The 19,625-nt window shown below is 74.0% G+C and carries 21 protein-coding genes and 1 pseudogene; 10 read left to right on the top strand and 12 right to left on the bottom strand.

Annotated features, from left to right (window positions below; all coding sequences use genetic code 11):
* Positions 1-63: 63 nt before the first annotated feature.
* Together AB0C62_RS01210 and AB0C62_RS01215 are read left to right on the top strand one after the other, a co-directional pair.
* The gene (locus tag AB0C62_RS01210; RefSeq protein ID WP_362969006.1) at positions 64-930 is read left to right on the top strand and encodes a hypothetical protein; all 867 of its coding nucleotides are present in this window, start codon (positions 64-66) and stop codon (positions 928-930) included.
* A gap of 139 nt (positions 931-1,069) precedes the next feature.
* Positions 1,070-1,620, top strand: a pseudogene (locus AB0C62_RS01215) (TerD family protein); the annotation flags it as partial.
* Between the two features lie 34 nt (positions 1,621-1,654).
* Here the strand turns inward: AB0C62_RS01215 and AB0C62_RS01220 are convergent.
* The 6 genes from AB0C62_RS01220 to AB0C62_RS01245 form a co-directional block, all read right to left on the bottom strand.
* A complete protein-coding gene (locus AB0C62_RS01220) occupies positions 1,655-1,876 on the bottom strand; it encodes a hypothetical protein (RefSeq protein ID WP_081218430.1) in 222 nt (73 codons plus the stop codon).
* Between the two features lie 586 nt (positions 1,877-2,462).
* Positions 2,463-3,542 carry a tyrosine-protein phosphatase gene (locus AB0C62_RS01225; RefSeq protein WP_362969007.1) on the bottom strand — a complete coding sequence of 360 codons (1,080 nt, stop codon included), beginning with the start codon at positions 3,540-3,542 and terminating at the stop codon, positions 2,463-2,465.
* A 167-nt stretch (positions 3,543-3,709) separates the two neighbouring features.
* Complete coding sequence (locus AB0C62_RS01230; protein ID WP_362969008.1) at positions 3,710-4,435, bottom strand: hypothetical protein; 726 nt, start codon at positions 4,433-4,435, stop codon at positions 3,710-3,712.
* Positions 4,432-4,899: a SigE family RNA polymerase sigma factor gene (locus AB0C62_RS01235; protein WP_362969121.1), complete on the bottom strand. Its 468-nt coding sequence runs from the start codon at positions 4,897-4,899 to the stop codon at positions 4,432-4,434. Before AB0C62_RS01235 ends, AB0C62_RS01230 begins: the two co-directional genes overlap by 4 nt.
* Positions 4,900-5,108: 209 nt before the next feature.
* Positions 5,109-5,711 carry a hypothetical protein gene (locus AB0C62_RS01240; protein ID WP_362969009.1) on the bottom strand — a complete coding sequence of 201 codons (603 nt, stop codon included), beginning with the start codon at positions 5,709-5,711 and terminating at the stop codon, positions 5,109-5,111.
* A 105-nt stretch (positions 5,712-5,816) separates the two neighbouring features.
* On the bottom strand, positions 5,817-6,791 hold the full coding sequence (locus tag AB0C62_RS01245; protein WP_362969010.1) for a L,D-transpeptidase: 975 nt from the start codon (positions 6,789-6,791) through the stop codon (positions 5,817-5,819).
* A 112-nt stretch (positions 6,792-6,903) separates the two neighbouring features.
* Here AB0C62_RS01245 and AB0C62_RS01250 point away from each other — a divergent pair, with 112 nt between their 5' ends.
* Together AB0C62_RS01250 and AB0C62_RS01255 are read left to right on the top strand one after the other, a co-directional pair.
* The gene (locus AB0C62_RS01250) at positions 6,904-7,461 is read left to right on the top strand and encodes a SigE family RNA polymerase sigma factor (RefSeq protein ID WP_362969011.1); all 558 of its coding nucleotides are present in this window, start codon (positions 6,904-6,906) and stop codon (positions 7,459-7,461) included.
* A gap of 22 nt (positions 7,462-7,483) precedes the next feature.
* Entirely contained in the window at positions 7,484-8,200 is a 717-nt protein-coding gene (locus AB0C62_RS01255; RefSeq protein WP_362969012.1) for a L,D-transpeptidase, read from the top strand.
* Positions 8,201-8,256: 56 nt separating this feature from the next.
* Here the strand turns inward: AB0C62_RS01255 and AB0C62_RS01260 are convergent, their stop codons facing one another.
* On the bottom strand, positions 8,257-9,090 hold the full coding sequence (locus tag AB0C62_RS01260; protein ID WP_362969013.1) for an alpha/beta hydrolase: 834 nt from the start codon (positions 9,088-9,090) through the stop codon (positions 8,257-8,259).
* Between the two features lie 63 nt (positions 9,091-9,153).
* On the opposite strand from AB0C62_RS01260, the gene AB0C62_RS01265 reads away from it, so the two are divergent.
* Entirely contained in the window at positions 9,154-9,627 is a 474-nt protein-coding gene (locus tag AB0C62_RS01265) for a MarR family winged helix-turn-helix transcriptional regulator (protein WP_362969014.1), read from the top strand.
* A gap of 11 nt (positions 9,628-9,638) precedes the next feature.
* Positions 9,639-9,914 (top strand): ribosomal protein L7/L12, encoded by a 276-nt coding sequence (locus AB0C62_RS01270; protein ID WP_362969015.1) that lies wholly within the window; start codon positions 9,639-9,641, stop codon positions 9,912-9,914.
* A 422-nt stretch (positions 9,915-10,336) separates the two neighbouring features.
* Here AB0C62_RS01270 and AB0C62_RS01275 read toward each other — a convergent pair whose 3' ends face one another.
* Positions 10,337-11,680, bottom strand: coding sequence for a helix-turn-helix domain-containing protein (locus AB0C62_RS01275; protein ID WP_362969016.1), 1,344 nt, complete (start codon positions 11,678-11,680; stop codon positions 10,337-10,339).
* A 151-nt stretch (positions 11,681-11,831) separates the two neighbouring features.
* On the opposite strand from AB0C62_RS01275, the gene AB0C62_RS01280 reads away from it, so the two are divergent.
* Both AB0C62_RS01280 and AB0C62_RS01285 read left to right on the top strand, forming a co-directional pair.
* A complete protein-coding gene (locus tag AB0C62_RS01280) occupies positions 11,832-11,993 on the top strand; it encodes a hypothetical protein (protein WP_362969017.1) in 162 nt (53 codons plus the stop codon).
* Positions 11,994-12,129: 136 nt separating this feature from the next.
* Entirely contained in the window at positions 12,130-13,371 is a 1,242-nt protein-coding gene (locus AB0C62_RS01285; RefSeq protein ID WP_362969018.1) for an amidohydrolase, read from the top strand.
* Positions 13,372-13,453: 82 nt separating this feature from the next.
* Here AB0C62_RS01285 and AB0C62_RS01290 read toward each other — a convergent pair whose 3' ends face one another.
* From AB0C62_RS01290 to AB0C62_RS01300, 3 genes are all read right to left on the bottom strand, one after another.
* Complete coding sequence (locus AB0C62_RS01290) at positions 13,454-14,965, bottom strand: hypothetical protein (protein WP_362969019.1); 1,512 nt, start codon at positions 14,963-14,965, stop codon at positions 13,454-13,456.
* Between the two features lie 121 nt (positions 14,966-15,086).
* The gene (locus tag AB0C62_RS01295) at positions 15,087-16,310 is read right to left on the bottom strand and encodes a PP2C family protein-serine/threonine phosphatase (RefSeq protein ID WP_362969020.1); all 1,224 of its coding nucleotides are present in this window, start codon (positions 16,308-16,310) and stop codon (positions 15,087-15,089) included.
* A gap of 51 nt (positions 16,311-16,361) precedes the next feature.
* Positions 16,362-17,000, bottom strand: coding sequence for an NAD(P)H-binding protein (locus AB0C62_RS01300; RefSeq protein WP_362969021.1), 639 nt, complete (start codon positions 16,998-17,000; stop codon positions 16,362-16,364).
* A 203-nt stretch (positions 17,001-17,203) separates the two neighbouring features.
* On the opposite strand from AB0C62_RS01300, the gene AB0C62_RS01305 reads away from it, so the two are divergent.
* The gene (locus AB0C62_RS01305) at positions 17,204-17,638 is read left to right on the top strand and encodes a hypothetical protein (RefSeq protein WP_362969022.1); all 435 of its coding nucleotides are present in this window, start codon (positions 17,204-17,206) and stop codon (positions 17,636-17,638) included.
* A gap of 74 nt (positions 17,639-17,712) precedes the next feature.
* Here AB0C62_RS01305 and AB0C62_RS01310 read toward each other — a convergent pair whose 3' ends face one another.
* Entirely contained in the window at positions 17,713-18,273 is a 561-nt protein-coding gene (locus AB0C62_RS01310; RefSeq protein WP_362969023.1) for an SH3 domain-containing protein, read from the bottom strand.
* Positions 18,274-18,530: 257 nt separating this feature from the next.
* Between AB0C62_RS01310 and AB0C62_RS01315 the strand changes: the two genes are divergently transcribed.
* Positions 18,531-19,430, top strand: coding sequence for a hypothetical protein (locus AB0C62_RS01315; RefSeq protein WP_362969024.1), 900 nt, complete (start codon positions 18,531-18,533; stop codon positions 19,428-19,430).
* Positions 19,431-19,625 lie beyond the last annotated feature (195 nt).

Here is a 19,625-nt window from a genome sequence, read left to right on the forward strand (position 1 = left end):
CGGCCGGTGGTGGCGTGGGAGGACACACGCCCGACCTCGGGACCGTCCTCGGGAGGCCTCCGCATGAACCGTCCGTCCTGTCTCCTCGCGTCCGCCCTCACCGCGGGGATGCTGCTGTCGACGGCAGCCTGCTCCAGCGACGACGGCAACGCCTCCGGCCCCACGGACCGCTCGGCGTCCCCCGCCGCCGCTTCGGCCTCCCCCGTCTCCGCGTCGCCGGTGGCGGACGAGCCGCGCGCCGCGGCTTCCTCCAGCTCCGCCTCCGCCTCGCCGGCCGTCCGCGAGCTGACCAAGGACGAGGCCCGCACGGCGCTGATCACCAACACGGACCTGGGCTCGCAGTGGACGACCTCGGAGGGGGCGGCGACCTGGCGCGACGCGCTGCTGAAGAGCAAGGTCGACGCGTCGCAGTTCGTCACGGACAAGGGGAACGCGGCCGACTGCCAGAAGCTGCTGGACGGCCTGTACGCCGAGGACCTGCTGGGCAAGCCGAAGGGCGAGAGCGCCGACACCGGCTTCGACGACAGCGACGACGAGGCGCAGATGCGCTACGAGGTCGCCGCCTACGGCAAGCAGGCGCTGGACGACCGGTTCAAGTGGCTCGACTCGCTGCCGGACAAGTGCGACCAGTTCACGGCCGTCAGCACCAAGGGCGGCCGGCAGACGGTCCAGGTCATCCACACGGACCTGGACGACGCGGGTGACGCGCGCAAGGGCCTCCAGATCAAGATGACCGGCGACCTGGACGACAACCCCGACACCCTGACCCTCGACTTCGCCGCCGTCCGCGTCGGCGACAGCGCCCTCTCCCTCACGAACGGCGGCCTCTCCGGAGCCGAACACGACTCCACGACCCAGGCCACCGAGGCGGGCGCCGACCGCCTGAAGGACGTCCTGAACGGAAAGTCCCCGCAGCCCACACAGGGCTGAGCAGCGGGAGCCCCTCTCCGGCGCGTCGCCGTGGGGGGCCTACGGGGGCAGGCACCCGTAGGCCGGGGGAGCGGACGGGACGATCCGATGCCGGTGATCGGGAGCGGGGAATGAGGTCCTCCGCGATGCCCAGGGTGTGCTCGGGCAGATGGTGCTGCCCGTTCAGGGGCCAGGCGGGGAGGGGAGCCGCAGGCTCGGCGTGCCGCGCTCGCGGACCGGCTGTGCACTGACGGGAAGCTGGACGCAGAGCTGCGTATCGAGGGGACGCCCGGTGTCCTCGCGCTCTGCGCGGACCTGCGGACGGGCAAGCTGCGGACGTCCATCGAGATCCCGGCGCCGGAGCAGGGGTATCCGCTCACCTGGGCCAAGCGGCTCGTGCGGCAGCTGGAGGAGGCGCCGGCCGACCTGCACGTGGAGACGCTGGTCGTCGGGGACCTGGGTGGGCCGCGGGGGACGCTGGAGCGGCTGCGGCCGGAACCGGCGGACATGCTGCCCAGGAACGCCGCTCAGATCACCGGGTTCCGGCTGTCGCTCTTCCGGGGCATGGGAAACACCCGGGGCAACGCCGAGTCGGGCTTCATCCGAAGCGTCGACGACTCCGTCGACCGCTTCCACACGTCTGTCGTGGAACACCTCGACCGCCGCGCACCGCGGCCCCGGCAGCCGGTGGTGGGGGCTGCCGCGGGCTGAGGTGGCGGGCCGGGGTGGTGTCAGGAAATGTGCGTCAGAGCCGGTCCATCCGGGTGTAGGGACTCAGGACGCGGACCTGGCGAGCGCCGAAGTCGACGAGCATCGCAATGCCCTCTTCGACGCCGACGATCGTGCCCAGGCCGTACTGGTCGTGGGAGACACGGTCTCCGAGGCTGAACTCCTTGGCCACGGGGACGACCGGGGCGGCGAAGGGGCTGGTGGGCAGGTGGCGCCGGGGCGCGGAGGGCTTAGTCATCGTGTTGCCAGTATGGGCCCTATTCCGGCGCGCGGTAGGGCTTGATGGTCTCGATCCCGCTCCGACTCGGTGTCCCGGGGCGCCCCGGAACGCGGGTGGGCCGGGGGGCCGGCCCGGCGTCCCGGCCGGTCCTGCCGCGCGTTCGCTGAGGTCAGCCGCGGGGCTCGGCCTCGGTGATCATCCTGGCGCGCGGAACGGTCCACGGGGTGGGCTGGGCGCGCACGAGACGGAGATCTCCGTGGCGGGTCCGGGGCCGGGCGGACCCGGGATCCCGGGTGCCCGGCCGGGCGGTGCTCCGGGGGCGTACGCCCGCGCGTCGGCGGCCGCGGGTGCTCCCGGACGCCACAGCCGTGGCGGTCCCGGAGGCCCGCGGCGTGGGCCGCTCCGCCCCCGCCGGGCTGCTTCCCGCGGGCAGCCTGCGGCCGGTCGCCGGGGCCCGTCCTCGTCCGGGTCCGCGATCGGGCGGCACGCCGCACCTGTCGCACTTGGATTCGAGGAAGCGAGGGGCCCCCGCACCGCGCGCCCGCCGGGAGGTCTCGCGGCCCGGGGCGGACCGCGCGGTTCGCCCCCGCCCACTCCGGAGGGATCAGCCGACGAGCAGCTCTGCGCGCAGGTCGCGCAGCTCCTCGGAGTCGATGTGCAGGCCCTTCCTCAGGTAAGAGCCGAAGCCGCCGTACGTGGAGCGGACCTCGTCGAAGCCGGAGTTGAGGTACTCGGCGCGGACGTCCAGCAGCGGCTTGTAGACGGCCGCCTGCGCCGGGGGCATGGAGGCGAGCGCGGCGGCGTTGGCGGCGGCGCGGTAGGTGTTGCTCGCGAGGTAGTCGTTCATCACGGTGTCGCGCGGGACGCCGAGAGCGGTGAGCAGGGCGGCGCTGGACCAGCCGGTGCGGTCCTTGCCGGCGGTGCAGTGGTAGAGCACCCCGTCGCCGGCCGCGGCACCGGCGTAGACCGTGCTGAACGCGGCCCGCGCGGAGTCGCCACTCACCATGAACTTCTCGCCGTCCACCATCATCGTGACGGCCTCGGCCTCGGTGGTCGGCATCACCGAGTAGGCCGGGGATCCGGCGAGCACGTCGGCGACCGTGTAGGTGGCTCCCGCCGGAACGCGGTCGGGGGCGGACGAGCGCTCCGACTCCATCCGCAGGTCGTACACGGCGTGTATGCCGAGCCGCCTCAGCTTCGCGAGGTCGGCGGCGGTGAGCTTGTCCAGGGCGTCGGAGCGGTAGATCTCGCCCATCTTCACCCAGTGGCCGTCGCCGGTGCGGTAGCCGCCTGCGTCCCGGAAGTTGACCGCGCCGTCGAGCTTGATCAGGCGGTCGGCGAGGCGCAGGGAACCGCCGCGCTCGGGGACCAGGTCGAACCACTGCCGGTCGGCCGCGGGCAGCCCGCGCACGGTGACGTCACCCGTGGCGCCGCCGCGGGCGACGACCCGCCCTGCGGCCCGCACGACCACCTGACGCACCCCGGGGGCCTTCCACACGATGCGGTACGAACCGTCGGCGCCGGCGGTGACGGTCGCGCCGGTGAACGGGATGCGCTGCGAAGCCGCGTGGTGGGCGGCGCCGTGCCGGACCGACGCGTGGAACGGAGCGGCGGAGGCGGCCGGGACGGTCACGGAGACGGCCGTCAGGGCGAGCACGACACCGGTGAGGGAAGCGATCTTCATGACCCGGATGGTTGGCCGTTGAAACAAACTCCGGGTGTACAGGGCACGGATCCACGCGGACTCCGAGATGTCGGACCGGCGAGCCGATCCGGCCGAGGTGCCGGACCCGGCCCCCGTGCGTCTCCTGCTCCCTCACCGGACGTCCCCCTGCCGCTCGCCCCACGCGATCACCCCTTCGCGATCACCCGGCCCTTGGCGTCGTACACCGTGACCTTCGTGACGGTGTCCGCCGGGTTCTCCTGGCCGTCGACCAGCGCCGGCCGTTTCATCAGCGCGTACCAGACGCCCCAGCCGGGCCTGCCCGGGAGGGTGAGGCCGACGGCGGCGACCGGGCCCGTGTCCGTCGTCATCTCGACGCGGGCCGGTGTGCCGGGCCCGTAGAAGATCCCGGAGAGGAAGACGCGGCCGTCGTCCTGTCCGGAGGACTGGAGGGAGAGGCCGGGCCGGGTCAGGTCCAGGTTGCCGTCGACGGCGCTGCGGAACTCGTCGGGCCGGTCCGGCTCGGACCAGTGCTTGCCCTCCTGGGTCAGCCAGATCCGGATGCCGGACGCCACCCGCACCCGCTCGCCGGGGGCGACGGTCCGCACCGTCGGCGCCGGGGCGGAGGGCGAGGGGGAGGCGCTCGCGGTACGGCTGGGGGACGGCTTCACCGACCGGGCGGGATGCGGGACCGACCCGTCACGGGGCCCGAACAGGGTGAGCGGCACCAGCAGGGCTCCGCACGCGGCCCCGAGCACGGCGGCCCTGCGGCGCCGCAGCCGGCGGCGGCCCGCGCGTTCGATGGAGCGCAGCGGCACGGCCGACGGTGTGAGGTCCTGAGCCGCTTCGGCGAACACCTCGCGCAGCCGCTCGGCCTCCGCCGACACGCGCGCGGAGCGGGACGAGTGGTTCATGGGCGTGCTCCGGGAACGGGAAGGCGGCCGGCGAACAGGGGGTGGGCGCGCAGCGCTTCCAGGCCGCGCCGCGTGTGGGTCTTCACGGTGCCGACCGAGCAGCCGAGCAGTTCGGCCGTCTCGCCCTCCCCCAGGTCCTCCCAGAAGCGCAGCACGAGCACGGCACGCTGCCGCGCCGACAGATCGGCCAGAGCGGCGTCCAGGGCGGCTCGTTGGGTGACCGCCTCCGCGTGACCGGGGTCGGGCCGGTGAGCCCGCTCGGGTACGAAGGGCATCAGCAGGTGCGCGACCCGTCTCTTGCGGGTCCGGCTGAGGTTGTTGTTGACCAGCGAGCGGCGTACGTAGAAGTCGATCTCGTCGCCCGGTATGCGCCGCCAGCGGACGTACACCTTGGCCAGGGTGGTCTGGACGAGGTCCTCGGCCTCGTGGAAGTCCCCCGTGAGCATGTGCGCGGTGCGCACCAGCCGGGGCCACGCCGCGGTGGCGTACGCGGCGAAGTCCCCGCTGTCGGCGCCGAACGCGCCGCCCGCGGGGACCGGGGAAGTGACGGTGGGGTGCTGGGGCACGACCTGCGGTCCCTCGGGTCGGATGCGTGGGGTGGGCCGGGGCGGAGGAGCCGGGACCTGAGCGACCCGGCTCCCCCGCCCACGATTTCAGTGCGGTCGTGGCCCTTTCAGTTCAGGCCCAGCCGGGCGTAGATCTTGCCCTCGGTGTCGCGGACGACGACGGCCAGGAAGTCCAGGCCGTCCTTGCCCCCGCCCGCCGGCAGGTCGACGGTGGCGTACCAGACGCCCCAGCCGGGGCTGCCGTCGAGTTCCAGGAGTCTGCCGTGCACCGTGCCGGCCGTGGTGCGGACGGTGACGCGCGAGGCGGTGCCCGTGCCGCCGTAGTACAGGCCGGAGAGCAGGTAGTGGCCGCCCAGGCCCTCCGCCTGGAGCGACACCCCGGGTGTGCCGAGGTCGATGTTGCCGTCGACCACGCTGCGGAACCGCGGGTCGGGATCGTCGGGCGTCGTCCAGTGCTTGCCCTCCTCGGTGAGCCAGATCCGCGATCCGTCGGACACCCGGACGCGCCGGCCCGGGGCGACGATCCGGGCCGTGGGCGCCTTGAGCGAGGGGGCCGTCCTCGTCCCCGTGCCGGTGGATCCCCGCTGCGCGGCCGCCGGGACCGTGCCGTGCGCCGTCCTCCCCTGTGGGACGGCGTACGACACCGTGGGCAGCCCGAGCAGTGCTGCGGCGACGGCGGTCGCGGCCACGTACTTCTTGATCCCTGTCATTGAACGGACAACTCCTCGCGGTGTACCCGACGTTCGGACGAGGGAGGGCGCCTCTCCCCCCGTACAAACTCCGGTCGCCCCGGGATCGGATGACACCGTCAGCGATCAATTCCGCGAGGGGTTCGGTCGGTCGAGCGCGCTCGTCTCCCGCCACTCGTTCCAGGGCAGGTTCCAGTCGCCGTAGCCGTTGCCGACGGCGACCGTGTCGCGGGAGCCGACGACCTTGATGACGTCGCCCGGGACGACCTCGTCGTAGAAGCGCTTCGCGGTGCCGTCGGTGGCGAGTCCGACGCAGCCGTGGGTGACGTTCTGGCGGCCGCCGTAGAGGTTCGCCTTCGGGTTCTGGTGGAGGTAGGTGCCCGAGGCGGTGAGGTGGACGGCGTAGGCGTAGTAGCCCGCGTAGGCGTCGCCGTAGCCGACGGTCCGCGAGTTCATGAAGACGCGGGTCGCCTTGTCGGAGACGACCATCGTGCCGTTCCAGGTGTCCATGCCCGGCGCGCCCGCGGTGATCGGGACGCGACGCGACGCGCCGTCCTTCTCCACCGTCATGACGTGGGTGCGGACGTCCACCGTGGCGACGAGTGAGCGGCCGACGGTGAAGTGCCGGGTGAGGTCCGCGCCGGCCCGGACGGTGACCGCCGTGCCGGGCTTCCAGTAGGCGCGGGGCCGGAAGTCGACGCGCTGTCCGTCGAGGAGGTTGCGGTCCTTCACCCAGCCCCAGGACCCCTCGACGTCGGCCTTCACCTTCAACTGCCGCTCCACCCGCGCACGTTCACCGGCGGGGACCGGGCGGTCGAAGGTCACGGATATCGGCATGCCGACGCCCACGGTCTGCCCGTCGGTGATGTTGATGTGCGCGCCGGGCAGTGAACCGAGCGGCGTGACCGACGGTTTCGGACGGGTGCTGCCCGTCGGGTCGACGGTTCCGGTGGCCGTGGCCGCCGGCCGTTCCTCCGTACCGCTCCCGCCCCCGTCGGCCAGCGCCCGCGCCGAGCATCCGGTGAGCGCGAGCGCGCACACGGCCGCCGCGCTCCAGGCGCGGGCGAACCGGCCCCGGCCGGGCTTGAGTTCCGTGGTCATGGTGATCCCCCTGTGATGTGTTTCGATGTGCGACGTACGGGACCTGTACGCACGGCACCGACGGCCGGGTTGCACGCGGCCGGGAGGAAATCCGCACCATCCGGCGGGGGACATGACCGAGGAAGAGTTCGACGCGTTCTACGCGTCCGCGTTCCCCCGGCTGACCGGCCAGCTCTACGCGTTCACCGGGGACCACGGCGAGGCGCAGGACGTCGTCCAGGAGGCGTTCGTCCGCGCCTGGGACCGGCGGCGGGAGTTCCTCGCCGAGGGTGCGCCCGAGGCGTGGATCCGGACGGTGGCGATACGGCTCGCGGTGAGCCGCTGGCGTCGTGCGCGCCGCTGGCTGGAGCTCGTACGGCGCACTCCGCCGCCCGAGCACACCCCCGGCCCGGGACCCGAACGGGCCGCGCTGGTCGCCGCGTTGCGCTCGCTGCCCGAGGCACAGCGGATGGCGGTCTTTCTGCACCATCTGTGCGACCTCAGCGTCGAGCAGGTAGCCTCCGAAACCGGTGCCCCCGTCGGCACGGTCAAGGCCCGGCTGTCCCGGGGCCGGGCGGCGCTGGCACGGGTGCTCTCGGAGGACGCCGCCGACCCCGCCGGTTCCACGCGTCCACCGGACGGCGCGGGCCCGCCGGACGAGGGGGAGAGGGAGGACGACCGTGTCCGATGAACTCACCTCTGGACTAAGGGATTTGGCTGCCGAGGGCGAGTCGTCCCCGTCGCTGACCGGCGCGGAGATCCGCGGCCGGGCGGGACGCCGCCGACGCCGCCGCCGTACGGCACTGGCCGCTGCCGGCGCCTCCGCGGCGGGCGCGCTCGCGCTGGTCGTCATGGTGAGCCTGGGCGGCGGGACGGACCGCCCCGCACCCCCGGCCGCGAGCCCCGTCGGCACACCGAGCGCGCCGGTGACGCCGAACGCCACGGTCGACCTGTCCCGGCGCGAACTCTCGGCGTCCGGCCGCACCATGCCGCTCACCGCCGGGACCGCGAAGACCCCCACGCCGACGGGCCGGATGACGGTCACCGCCAAGGTGAAGGTCAGGCGGATGGTCGCCGAGGACGTCGGCCTCGGGGAGAAGTACGACGTCAAGATCCCGTGGGTGATCGAGCTCACCGGCTCCGACGGCGCGAAGAGCTTCGTCGCGGCCTTGACGTACGACACGAAGGCGCCGGGGAAGTACGACCGGACCAACGGCTGGATCGGGCTGCGCCCCGACGACGCGCAGTGGCTGTACGGGCACCTCGACGTGGGCGCGGTGGTCGACATCGAGGCCTCGGCCGGGTCGACGTCGTCCACTGCCACGTCCACGAACCGGGCCGAGGGCGAGGACGGGGCCACGCGCGGGACCGGGGGACCGGAGACGGCGGGAACAGGCACGGGCAGCGGCCCGGGAGCCTCGGGCGGCTGACTCCGGGCGCCGGGTCCCGTGCGGGCGGCACGACGCGCCGCCCGCGCCCACCGGGGTCACGCGACGGACGCGCTCCTGCTCTCGGCGAGCGCGGCGAGGTGGGTGTCGAGCGCGGCGAACGTCTCGGCCGGCCGCTCGATCTGCGGCAGGTGGCCGGCCTCGGCGATCGTCTCGAACCGAGCCTGTGCGAAGGCCGCCGCGAAGGCCCGCCCGTACGCCGGTGTGACGACGCGGTCGCTCTCGCCCCACAGCACGAGGGCCGGGATCCGCACCCGGCCGAGCCGGTTCAGCAGCTTCGGGTCGTGCATGTACGGGTCGCCGGCGAGGATCCGCAGGGTGGCCATGTTGGCGCGCTGGGCGGCGATCCGCTCCTCGCCGAGGGCGGCGGGGTCCACGGCGAAGCGGGCCGGGTCGTGGAACGAGTACGCGGCGAGCTCGTCCGGCCGGAGCCCGAAGACGTCACGGACCGGCTCTCCCGGGACGGCCACGCCCGCGGCGTTCACCAGCACGAGCGAGCCGATGACCGCGCCGTCGTCGCGGAAGGCCATCTCGGCGCCGGTCCAACCGCCGAGAGAGGAGCCGACGACGAGGGCGTCACGGTGGCCCTCGTCCTTCAGCCAGTGCAGATACGCGAGGGCCAGGTCGTCGACGCCGGTGAACCAGTCGGGGCGCTCGGTCCCGTTCCAGCCCGGATGCGTGGGGACGATCGCGCGCATGCCGTGCCGGCCGGCCAGGTGCGTGGCGATGCCCCGGACGGTGGCGGGGCCGCCACCGCCGTGCAGGACGAGGGCGAGCGGGCCGTCGGCGGGGCCGCTCTCGGTGAGGGTCAGGGGGAGGTCGGGACGCGGGAAGACGGTACGGGTACGGGTCTGGATCTCTGCTTCGGTCATGCGCCCCACGGTATCTACGCATACGTATATACGCAAGCTTAGATACTGGATTAGGATGCGGACATGACCGCGAACCAAGAGGAAGCGGGGGCCGTGGACGCCGGGTCCCGCCACCGCCCCGTCGATCTCGAAGAGCTGGGCCGCGCCGTGAAGGAGGCGCAGTACCGGCATCACCGCACGCTCGACACACGGCTCGCCGGGGTCGGCACGACGCTGGCCCAGTGGGACGCGCTGCGGGCGATCGCCCGGACACCCGGCGCGTCCGCGCACGAGCTGGCGGTCGCCACCTTCCAGGGCGACCAGGCCTTCGGCACCCTGGCGTCCCGCCTCGCGGCGCGGCGGCTCGTCGAACGCCGCCCGGGCCACGGCCGCCGGATCGAGCATCATCTGACGGAGGCCGGCGAACGCGTACTCGCCGCGGGCCGCACCGTCACCCGCGACGTCCTCGCCGCGTCCTTCGGCCCCCTGACCGAGCCCGAACGGGCCACGCTGCTCGCGCTGTTGCGCCGCGTGGGCTCTGCGGGCGAGGCGCCCTAAGATTCGTGACCATGGAAATATGGGGTCTTTTTCTCTCCGCCCTGATGATCGCGAGCTTCGCCGGTCTCGAAGCCCGACTCGGGCGCACCCGCCGGAAGATCGAGCGCGTCGAGCGGCAACTCGACCTGATCCTCGGTCATCTCGGCATCCACGAGGAGCAGCCGTCGCTGCCGCGGGTCACCGAGCTGCTGCGCGACGGCAAGAGGATCGAGGCGATCAAGGCGTACCGGCAGGCCACGGGAGCGGGACTCCTGGAGGCGAAGGAGGCCGTGGAGCGCATGGACTGACGGCCCTCACGCCGCCCCCGCTCCCGCCGCCCCGGTCCGGGACACCGGACCGGGACCTGCCCTACTCGGCGCCCTGTCGGCCTCACGGCCCCCGACTTGCTCCGCGGTCTGACCCCGCCGGCCTCACGTCCCGCGGGTCGACCTCCCTACTCGGAGGCCCGCCACTCTCCGGTCTGACGCCCGGCAAGCGACGCCGGGCACCGGACCGGAGGCCGCCCGAATCGACGCCCTGCCGGCCTCACGGTCGCGGACCGGCTCCGCGAACCTGACCGCCCGCCGGCATCACCGTCCGCGGGCGCGCCGCCCCACCCGGACGCCCGCCGCTGTCGGGTTCTCCGCCCGGTGACCGACGCCGGGGATCGGACCTCCGGGCATCGGACCGTCGGGCACCGGACCTCCGGGCATCGGACCGTCGGGCGTCGTCAGAGCGGGGGCTGTGCCGGGGCCGGGCCCAGGGTCGTGGTGCCGGGGGCCGTGCGGTGGCCGAGGCCCGTGCGGTAGGCGTCCAGGGCCGCCTCCACACGGCCCGTGCGGCGCAGCAGGTCGCCCAGCAGCCTGCACAGGTCGGCCAGGTCACCGGCCGCGCCGGCCCGTTCCAGGAGGCTCATCGCCCGGACGTAGTGCTCCTCCGCGGCCTCCGTGTCCCGGGCGTCCTCCGCGATGATGCCGAGCAGCCGGTGCGCGGCGGCGGAGTGGATGGCTCCCCGCTCGGAACTCAGGTCCCCGAGCACCTGGCGCAGCAGGGAGCCGGCCTCGTCCGACTTGCCCCGGCGGTGCAGCACGTCGGCCAGCTCCACCGCGACCTGGCTGGTGTAGAGCGCCGCCCGCTTGGCGGAGAGCATGGCCTGCGCCTCGCGCAACTCCGTCTCGGCGCGCTCCAGTTCACCGTTCTGCGCGTACAGGTACCCGCGCATCCAGTGGCAGTTGGCGAGTTCGGTACGGATCTGGAGCTGCCTGTAGAGCTCGGCGGCCTTGCCGAGGGACACGTCGGCCTCGGCGATCCGCCCCTCGGCGATCATCGTCCGCGCCACCGACCGGTGCATGCGCGCCACCAGGGCGGGGTCGCCGACCTGCGGCGCGAGGGCGAGGGCGAACTCGGCGGCCTGCGCGGCCCGGGCGTGCGCGCCCATGTCCATGTAGGGCGCTATGACACCCGTGTAGAGGAGGAGGAGGGCGTCGGGGTCGTGCAGGCCGGTCCGGTTCAGCTCGTCGAGCGTGGACTCGAACAGGTAGCAGGCGTAGCGGAGTTCACCGGCGAGATAGTGGGCGGTCGCCCGCCCACGCACCGCCGGCACCCGCTGCGGCAGCGGGGCGTCCCCGAGCCGCTGCTCCGACTCCTCGAAGCGCCGGCGCGCCGTCTCCAGGTCCCCGGTGTCCAGGGCGCACTCGCCGAGCCCGAGCAGCGCCGCCGCCTCCTCGGCCTCCAGCCCGTGCGCGACCGCCTCCGCGAGCAGCGCGGTGTACGCCTCGGCGGCGACCTCGGCCTCGCCGGTGGCGAGTGTGCGCTGCGCGTCGGTGAGCCGCAGCCGCAGGTCGGTGGCGAGGTGGGCGGGCCGCCCGGTCGCCAACTCCTCGTAGGCGATGCCGAGTCGCTCCGCGATGTGCCGCAGCGCCGGCTCGGAGGCCCGCACGCGTCCCGCCTCCAGGGTGGAGATGTACGCCGGGGTGTAGGCGGGTTCCGCCAGCTGTTTCTGTGTCAGGCCGCGCTTCGTCCGCAACTGCTGCACCCTGCGCCCGATGATCTCCGGGCCGTCCCGCTCCGCCATGGGTTAAGCATGCCATTAAGCCGAGTTAAGTCGGTCCAGCTTTTGACTATTGTCCAACTCCCTTGGCCCCCTTGCGAGGTGAGCCCGGAAGCCTCTACGTTAAGCGGCGGATTAAGCATGCTTAATACGCCGCTGTTGTTGTGAGGTCACCGTGCTCCGACGTATTTCCGCGCGCTACTCCAGAGGGTTTCTCGCCGCGCTCCTCGCGGTCGCCGCGCTCGTGACGGTGGCCAACGTCGGCCCGGCGAGGGCCACCGTACCGAGCGGTGCCGCGCACACGTCCGAGCAGGGAGCCCTGCCCGCCGGACGGTGACCGGGCCCGCGCCGGACCCGTCGGCCCCCCGCCGACCGGCGCCCGGACGGCGCCGTCCGCGCGTCCTCTCCCGCCCGGACGGCGCCCACCGCGCCACTGACTGCCGACGGCACGGGGCGCGGCATACGCTGACCCGGTGACCTCAGCCGCAGCCCGCACCGCACTGGACCTCACCGCCGACCTCCCGGTCCCCGCCCTGGAGGACTTCTACCGGGACCTGCACCGGCATCCCGAACTCTCGCTCCAGGAACACCGCACGGCCGCCGCCCTCGCGCGGCGACTGCGCACGTCCGGGTACGAGACGACCGAGGGCGTGGGCGGTACGGGCGTGGTGGGCGTCCTGCGCAACGGGGACGGGCCCACCGTCCTGCTGCGCGCCGACATGGACGCGCTGCCCGTTCCCGAGGAGACCGGCCTGTCGTACTCCTCGGGGAACGACGGGGTCATGCACGCCTGCGGTCACGACCTGCACGTCACCTGGCTGGCCGGGGCCGCCGACGCGCTCGCCGCCGGACGCGACACCTGGTCCGGCACGCTCGTCCTGGTCGGACAGCCCGCCGAGGAGACGGGCGCGGGCGCGGCCCGCATGATCGAGGACGGTCTCCACGAACGCTTCCCGCGGCCCGACGTGCTGCTCGGCCAGCATGTGGCGCCCGGCCCCGCCGGCCTGTACGCGCACTCCCCCGGGCTGATCATGTCCGCCGCGACCGACATCGACATCGTGGTGCACGGCCGGGGCGGTCACGGTTCGCGGCCCGAGTCGACCGTCGACCCGGTGGTGACGGCCGCGTACATCGTGACGCGGCTCCAGACGGTCGTCAGCCGGGAGATCGCGGCCCGTGACTCCGCCGTGCTGACGGTCGGGCGGATCGAGGCGGGCACCCGGCACAACATCATCCCGTCCGAGGCCCGGATCTCCCTGAACCTGCGGACCCAGTCGCCGGGGGTGCGGGAGCGGATGATCGCCGCCGTGCGGCGGGTGGCGGCGGGGGAGTGCGCGGCGGCCGGCTGCCCGAGGGAGCCCGACGTCACCGTCGGCAACGACTTCCCCGTGACGGTCAACGACGTCGAGACCGACCGGCGGATCGCCGCCGTGCACGGCGAGGTGTTCGGTGCCGGGACGGTCCTCGACCCCGGCCCGGCGATGGGCAGCGAGGACTTCTCCCGGCTCGCGGCCGGCGGAATCCCCTACTCCTTCTGGTTCGTCACCGGCACCCCGGCCGACGTCTGGAACGCGGCCCCCGGCGGCGACGACCTCATGGCCCGGCTGGAGGCGGTGCCCAGCAACCACAGTCCGCACTTCGCCCCGGACCTCTCCACGGTCGCGCCGGGCGTACGGACCCTGGTGTCGGGGGCGCTGGCCTCACTGTCCGCCTGAGCCGGCCGCCGGAACCGGCCGGCCGAGCCGTACGACCGAGCCGTCCGCCCGTCCCTACGGCGGAGCTGTCGTCCCCGCCCGCTCAGGCCTGCGTCTGCAACTGGCGCAACTGCTGCTGGACGTGGTCCAGCGCGCCCTGCCGACGCCCGGGCACCCGAAGCCTCAAGGAGGCCAGTTCCGCACCGAGTTCGCGGGCCCGCGCCGGTGCGTCGACCCGGCCCCACTGGTGGTGCGCGCGGTCCACGGCCGACTCCACCTCCGGCGCGTCCGGGGCCTGTCCCGCGTCGAGCCGGGCCGCCGCGACCGCCAGCCAGGTACGGCAACTGCGCTCCGGGTCCCCCGCGAACATCGCCAGGTCGGCCCGTACCTCCATCCAGTGCAGCACCTGCTCGGAGCCGGGCCCGTGCACCCGGGCCGCCTCCTCCTCCCACGTCCCCGCCAGGGCGAGCGCCTCGCCGTGCCGGCCCGCCCGCACGGCGGTGGTGATCGTCTCGTGGGGATCGAGAGGAGCCGAACTCCGCTGCTGGACAGCCTGGTCGGGAAGCGTCACGAGGTCGACGCCTGCAGGTCGCTCCGCGGGCGAGGCCGCTGAGGTCGCTGAGACTGGTGACGCCGGCTGCGGGGTCGCCTGTGCGGCCGGAGCCGTGGGCGGCTCGCCGCCGGGCGGCGTGAGGGGCATCGGCGGTGCGGTGCCGAGCGACGCCGTGACGAGGGGGGCGGCCCGGTCGGTGTGAACGGGCTCCGGGGGAGCGTGCGGGGGCAGTGGGGTCACCGGCGTGAACTCCGGTGCGGGCGGCCAGGGTTGACCGGCCCAGGACTGGCCGGCGGCGGGCTGGAACGCGGGAGCCCCGGCCTCCGGGACCGTCGGGACCGAAACCGTCGCGGCCGGGATCACCGCGGCCACGACCGGGCCGCTCGAAGCGACAGGAGCGACCGAGCCGACCGGACCGCTCTGCCCGGGTGCGAACACGAGGTCCGCCGGTCCCGGACGGCCCGTCTCCTCGCCCGATGTCCTCGTCAGTGCCTGCTGGTGCAGCTGCGGCAGCGGCGGGCGGTGACCGCTGCGCAGCAGGGTGGCGACGGCCTTCATGTACGTCGGGTGAGCCACCGTACGACGCGGGGGCGGGGGCGCGACCCTGCCGTACAGCGCGGTCGACGGTCCCGCGGTGAGCGGGCGCCCGGAGAGCAGGGACCAGGTGTCCGCGTCCGCGTGCAGATCGACGAAGATGCTGGTCAGGCCCGGCGGACGCAGCCGCAGCTCCTCGGTGACCCAGTGCCAGGGGAAGGCGGTGTAGCGGACCGTCGCCGGGGTGGTGCGGGCCAGCGCGAGGTGAGGGAGCCGCTGGCGGCGGTCCAGCTGGAGCTGCCCGGTCACGAACATCGTCAGCGGTCCCGGCGCCGTCGCCGCGGCCCGCAGCCGGGTCAGCACGGCCTGCGGCTCCAACGGGTCGGCCAGTTCCACCACGTTCGCGGTCTCGGTGCCCGACAGCACCGCCGGAGCGACGGCCGCGAGCACGGGGAGCACGGACGCGGCGTCCACCAGACACCCCTTGCCCACCGGTGAGGCCGCGAGAAGCAGCACGGTTCCGGGCATCGGTTCCCTCCCCCATCGATCACGTACGTCAGCACCGTAACCGCTGCGCCTGCAAAGGGGGGACGTGACGGCTGGGAACGCCCACCCCCGCCACGGCTCCCGGCCACCGGGGATCCGTTCGCTAGGTGACGTCGTTCAGGTCCGCCGCGTACCCGCCCGCCCGCCGTCGTACGGCGAAGATCGTCGTGTCGTCGGCGAGACGGCCGGCCGAGTGCCGCAGGGTTCCGTCGCGGACGAGTTGGACGAGGAACTCCGGGTCGGCGGCGGCCGGGTCCCGGGCCACCGCGGCGACGACCGCGTCGCGCAGCGGGAAGAACTCGCCCGCCGCGTCACGGGCCTCGGTCACCCCGTCGGTGACCAGCAGCAGCGTCTCGCCGGCGGCGAGCGGGACGCGGAGCACCGGCGGTGGCTCGGTCGCCAACTCGCTCAGGCCGAGCGGCAGTCCGTCACCGGGCGGCAGGCTCCGTACCCCGGCGGGCCCTACCACGAGGGGCGGTTCGTGGCCGAAGTTGATGACCTCGACGGTGGCCGGGGTGTCCTCGGGGAAGGCCACCAGCACCCCGGTCGCGAACCGGTCGCCCTCGTCACGGCCGAGCGCCGCGCAGTAGCCGAGGTGCCGCAGCATCCGCACCTCGAGGCGTCCGGCGACCGCCTCCAGGAACGGCTCGTGGTACGCCGTCTCGCGGAACGTGCCGAGCAGCGCGGCCGCCGCCTCCACCGCGCCGAGCCCCTTGCCCTGGACGTCACCGAGCAGCAGCCGGGTGCCGTGCAGTCCCGGCTGGATGTCGTAGAAGTCGCCGCCGACGCGGGCCTCGCTGTCGGCGGTGAGGTAGACGGCCGCGTGGTCCAGGCCGCCCCAGCCCGGCGCCATCGGGCGCAGCACCGTGCGCCGGGTCGTCTCGGCGACGTCCTGCATGTGCAGCATGCGCCGCTCCCCGCGCACCCGTACCGAGCAGGCGAGCACCGCGAGCACCCCGCCGGCCAGCACGAGGATGAAGTCGGGCAGGCCGGTCTGGAGCTGGTGCGGCCAGGAGCTGTCGACGGCGACGTAGGTGAGCAGGGACAGCACCGCGAGCGCCGCCGTGCCCCACACCCCGCAGAGCGCCGCGGCGATCGCGGGCACCAGCGCGACCCAGGAGATGATCCGGAACCGGCCGGAGGTGTTCGCGTCGAGCAGCGCGATGCCGATGAGCAGCAGGACCGGAGGCATCCAGGCGACACTGCGCCCGTGCAGCAGCAGCGGCTTCTGCCGCTGGACGGCGTCGCGCCGGCCGGCGCGCGGGAGTTGGTCGAGCAGGGATTGGGATCTCCGGGCGGCCACCGTGCCGTACCGCCTCTTCCTCAAGGGCCGGGCGTCGCGGACCCGGGCTGATCCGGGCGACAGCCCCCGGCTCGGTCAGTAGGCCACCGAGACCCGGGCGTGCGGGTGGACGGGCATCTCCAGCTGGTCGACGAACGCCATCGCGTAGTCCTCGGCGCTGATCCGGCTGTCGCCCTCCGCGTCGAAGAGCATGCGGTCGCCGCCGATCCTGAACTCGCCCGTCCGTTCACCCGGGCCGATCTCCGCGGCCGGCGAGACGTACGTCCAGTCGAGGTCGTCGACGTCGCTCCGGTAGAAGGCGAGTGTGTCGCGGTGGGCGAGCGCCTCGGGGAGGTACGCGTCGGGGAAGTCGGGCTGCTCGCAGGCGGCCTGACCGGGTGCGACCTCCAGGGTGCCCGCGCCGCCGACGATCACGAGCCGCCGCACCCCCGCCGCCCGGACCCCGTCCACCAGGGACTGGTTGAGGGCGAGGAAGGGTTCACGCGGGTCCGAGCCGTCCCGGGGCGGCACACACGCCGACGCCACCGCGTCCGCGTCGGCCACCAGCTCGGCGACCTTCGTCGGGTCCGAGGCGTCGGCCGCCGTCGCGGCGATACCGGGCACGGGGGACTGCCCGGACCGGCTCACCGCGACGACCTGGTGTCCGCGCGCCGAGGCCTCCGTGGCGATACGGCTGCCGACCATGCCGGTGGCGCCGAAGAGTACGAGCTTCATGGACCTCAGCGAAGCACGCGACCATGATCACCGCATCCCGGCATGCCGCCGGAAGGAGCACGGCCGCACGCCCGGCAGCGCCGCCGAAGGAGTGGGGAGCGTCCCGCCGAAGGAGTGGCTCCGGGGCGCCCCCGTCCCGAGTTGCCGGGGGCTCGGGCGGGGTGTGACCTGGAAGGCGGGGGCGAGCAGAGAGGAGTCCTCCCATGGCGCATGCCGCACCCGTGTCAGGGACACCGCGCACCTCCGGACCGATCGACGTGTTCGGGCCCCGCGCCCACAGCGTCGGCAAGTGGGCGGTGCCCGTCGCCACCGGCCTCGTCTACGGCTTCTGGGCCGCCAACATCAACCGGGACGCCGGCGCCTTCACGGGCTGGAACGTGCTGTTCGGCTTCGTGTCCGCGATCGTCTTCGCGGCCGTCTTCTACGCCGTCCTCACGCTGACGAAGGCGACCCACCCCGCCCTGCACGCCCTGGCCTGGACCGTTTTCGCGGGCTGTGCGTTCGGGTTCATCTACAGCCAGACGGACACGACGATCCTGCGGTCCGTGTTCATGTCCCTGGGAGTGTCCGTGGGCGTGTTCGCCACGACCTTCTACCACTACTACACGCACGAGGACGCGCAGGGAGGGACGCGGTGACGGCGACGCCGTGACGCAACGCACGAGGCCCCGGCCGTCGGCCGGGGCCTCGTGCGTTCCCTCGCCTCACCCACTCACCTGCCACCCGGGACCCAGTCCCAGGAGTTCGAGGAGGATCCGGAGACGGTCCAGGTCCACGAACTGGAGACGCTGAAGGTCCAGGAGCCGGAGCCGTCCGAACTCCAGCCGGGGTCCTGGCTCAGGTCCCGGTCGTTGTGGTCCCAGTGCGCGTTGTGCCACACACCGTCCTTCTCGCCGGGGCACGGGTCCGAACAGCTCGGCACCCAGTGGCCGCCGGTGTCGACGAAGGCGGCGCTGGCCCAGGCGTGCGCGCCGACGAGCCAGTACCAGCTCGTGTTGCCGTGGACGCTCTGCCCGCTCACCGCGCACTGGACGCGGTCCTGGCTGCCCGGTGAGAGCGCCGCGACGACCGGTGAGGTCGTGCTGGGCTGGAGCCGGACGTTCAGTTCTCCGCCGGAGACGACGGTTCCCCAGACGGGGCCGTCCGAGCCGCCACCGCCGTTGGCGGGCGCCGACGGGGCCGCCGCCATCGAGGTGCCGGCGGCCGCGACGGTGAGGACACCGCCGCTGAGCAGGGCCGCGGCCAAAGTCCGCAGGGCCGGGGTGGTGCGCATATCGGCCTCCTTCTCCCCAGTTTTCCCAGGTCCAGATAACACCCGTTCGAGTGAGGCCTCCACCGGAGCGGGCAGGGGCCTTGGGGCCACTGGGATGCGCGGGACCGGACCGGGCGCCGGAAGGCGTCCGGAGCCCGCCGACGGCCGTGGGAGCCCACGGGGCCCCGGATACCGCGGCGCCCCGTTCGGCTGGTCGTCTGCGCCCATTTGCAGTCAACCCGCTCGCGTGCGGCGGTACGGAGGCCTTGCCTGGAGAGGTGTCCCCTCGTCTCCGGAGCGTCCTGTCGGCGGTGCTGATCGTCCTCGCCTGCCTCCTCGCGCCGCTCGGCGCGCTGTCGACGTGGGCGATGTACGGGCTCGGCGACTCCGGCCGGTACGAGGCGACCGTGGCGCCGCTCGCCGCCGACGCCGACGTCCGTGACGCGGTGGCCGCCGGCGTCACCGACGGCATCCTGCGCGAGGTCCACGTACGCCCGCGGCTCCAGGGGCCCGTCAACCACTTCGTCCGCGACGCCGTGCGCTCGTTCACCGAGACCGAGGCGTACCGGACGGCGTGGGAGACCGCCAACATGGCCGCCCACGACGCGGTGATGCAGGCGCTGCGCGACGACCGCGAGGGCGCGGTGACCGTCGATCTCGCGCCCGTCACCGAGCGGGTCAAGCTCCGGCTCGCCGCCGACCACATGCCGCTGGCCGACCGGATCCCCGTCGAGCACACGCAGATCACCGTGCTCGGGGCCGAGGACCTGGCCCGGCTCCGGAAGGGGTTCCACGTGCTCGAAGTCGCCGGTTTCTGGCTGCCCGTGGCGTCGGTCGTCTTCGCGGCGGCCGGGATCGTCCTCGCCCTGTGCCGTCGCCGTGCGGTCCTCGCGACGGGCATCGGCACCGCGCTGGGCGCCGCGCTGCTCGGCGTGGCGGTCGCCGTCGGCCGCGGCCTCACCCTCGCCGGCCTGCCGGACAGCGTGTCCCGCACGGCCGCCGGCGCGGTCTACGACGCCCTCACCGAGACCCTGCGGTTCGTCTCCTGGCTGCTCCTGGCCGCCGGGCTGACGGTCGCTCTGGGCGCCGCGCTCACCGGCGCGTACGTCCGCTACCGGCGGCCGGCCGCCGCACCCCCGCAGACTCCCGCGGAACGGTCCACGCGGGTCGACGCCTGATCCGGCCCCGGTGCCGACCGCCGCAAGGAGTCCGGCACCGGAGCCGACCGCCGCACGAGAAACCGGCACCGGACGGGCGCCGCAACGGCGACATGCCGACTACGGGCCGACTACGGGCCGAGGGGCCCCCTCCCCCTGTGACCGCGGCCCCCTGGCCACGTTCCTCGCGTCCCGCCACCCGGGCAACCCTCCCCC

This window comes from Streptomyces sp. NPDC048643 (assembly GCF_040650615.1).
Taxonomy (GTDB): domain Bacteria; phylum Actinomycetota; class Actinomycetes; order Streptomycetales; family Streptomycetaceae; genus Streptomyces.

Bases quoted from the DNA above. Each gene is read 5' to 3' on its own strand.
- AB0C62_RS01305 (WP_362969022.1), top strand. From the start codon at position 17,204: ATGGCGCATGCCGCACCCGTGTCAGGGACACCGCGCACCTCCGGACCG.
- AB0C62_RS01245 (WP_362969010.1), bottom strand. From the start codon at position 6,791: ATGACCACGGAACTCAAGCCCGGCCGGGGCCGGTTCGCCCGCGCCTGG.
- AB0C62_RS01225 (WP_362969007.1), bottom strand. From the start codon at position 3,542: ATGAAGATCGCTTCCCTCACCGGTGTCGTGCTCGCCCTGACGGCCGTC.
- AB0C62_RS01260 (WP_362969013.1), bottom strand. From the start codon at position 9,090: ATGACCGAAGCAGAGATCCAGACCCGTACCCGTACCGTCTTCCCGCGT.
- AB0C62_RS01230 (WP_362969008.1), bottom strand. From the start codon at position 4,435: ATGAACCACTCGTCCCGCTCCGCGCGCGTGTCGGCGGAGGCCGAGCGG.
- AB0C62_RS01250 (WP_362969011.1), top strand. From the start codon at position 6,904: ATGACCGAGGAAGAGTTCGACGCGTTCTACGCGTCCGCGTTCCCCCGG.
- AB0C62_RS01270 (WP_362969015.1), top strand. From the start codon at position 9,639: ATGGAAATATGGGGTCTTTTTCTCTCCGCCCTGATGATCGCGAGCTTC.
- AB0C62_RS01300 (WP_362969021.1), bottom strand. From the start codon at position 17,000: ATGAAGCTCGTACTCTTCGGCGCCACCGGCATGGTCGGCAGCCGTATC.
- AB0C62_RS01210 (WP_362969006.1), top strand. From the start codon at position 64: ATGAACCGTCCGTCCTGTCTCCTCGCGTCCGCCCTCACCGCGGGGATG.
- AB0C62_RS01310 (WP_362969023.1), bottom strand. From the start codon at position 18,273: ATGCGCACCACCCCGGCCCTGCGGACTTTGGCCGCGGCCCTGCTCAGC.
- AB0C62_RS01290 (WP_362969019.1), bottom strand. From the start codon at position 14,965: ATGCCCGGAACCGTGCTGCTTCTCGCGGCCTCACCGGTGGGCAAGGGG.
- AB0C62_RS01275 (WP_362969016.1), bottom strand. From the start codon at position 11,680: ATGGCGGAGCGGGACGGCCCGGAGATCATCGGGCGCAGGGTGCAGCAG.
- AB0C62_RS01220 (WP_081218430.1), bottom strand. From the start codon at position 1,876: ATGACTAAGCCCTCCGCGCCCCGGCGCCACCTGCCCACCAGCCCCTTC.
- AB0C62_RS01265 (WP_362969014.1), top strand. From the start codon at position 9,154: ATGACCGCGAACCAAGAGGAAGCGGGGGCCGTGGACGCCGGGTCCCGC.
- AB0C62_RS01240 (WP_362969009.1), bottom strand. From the start codon at position 5,711: ATGACAGGGATCAAGAAGTACGTGGCCGCGACCGCCGTCGCCGCAGCA.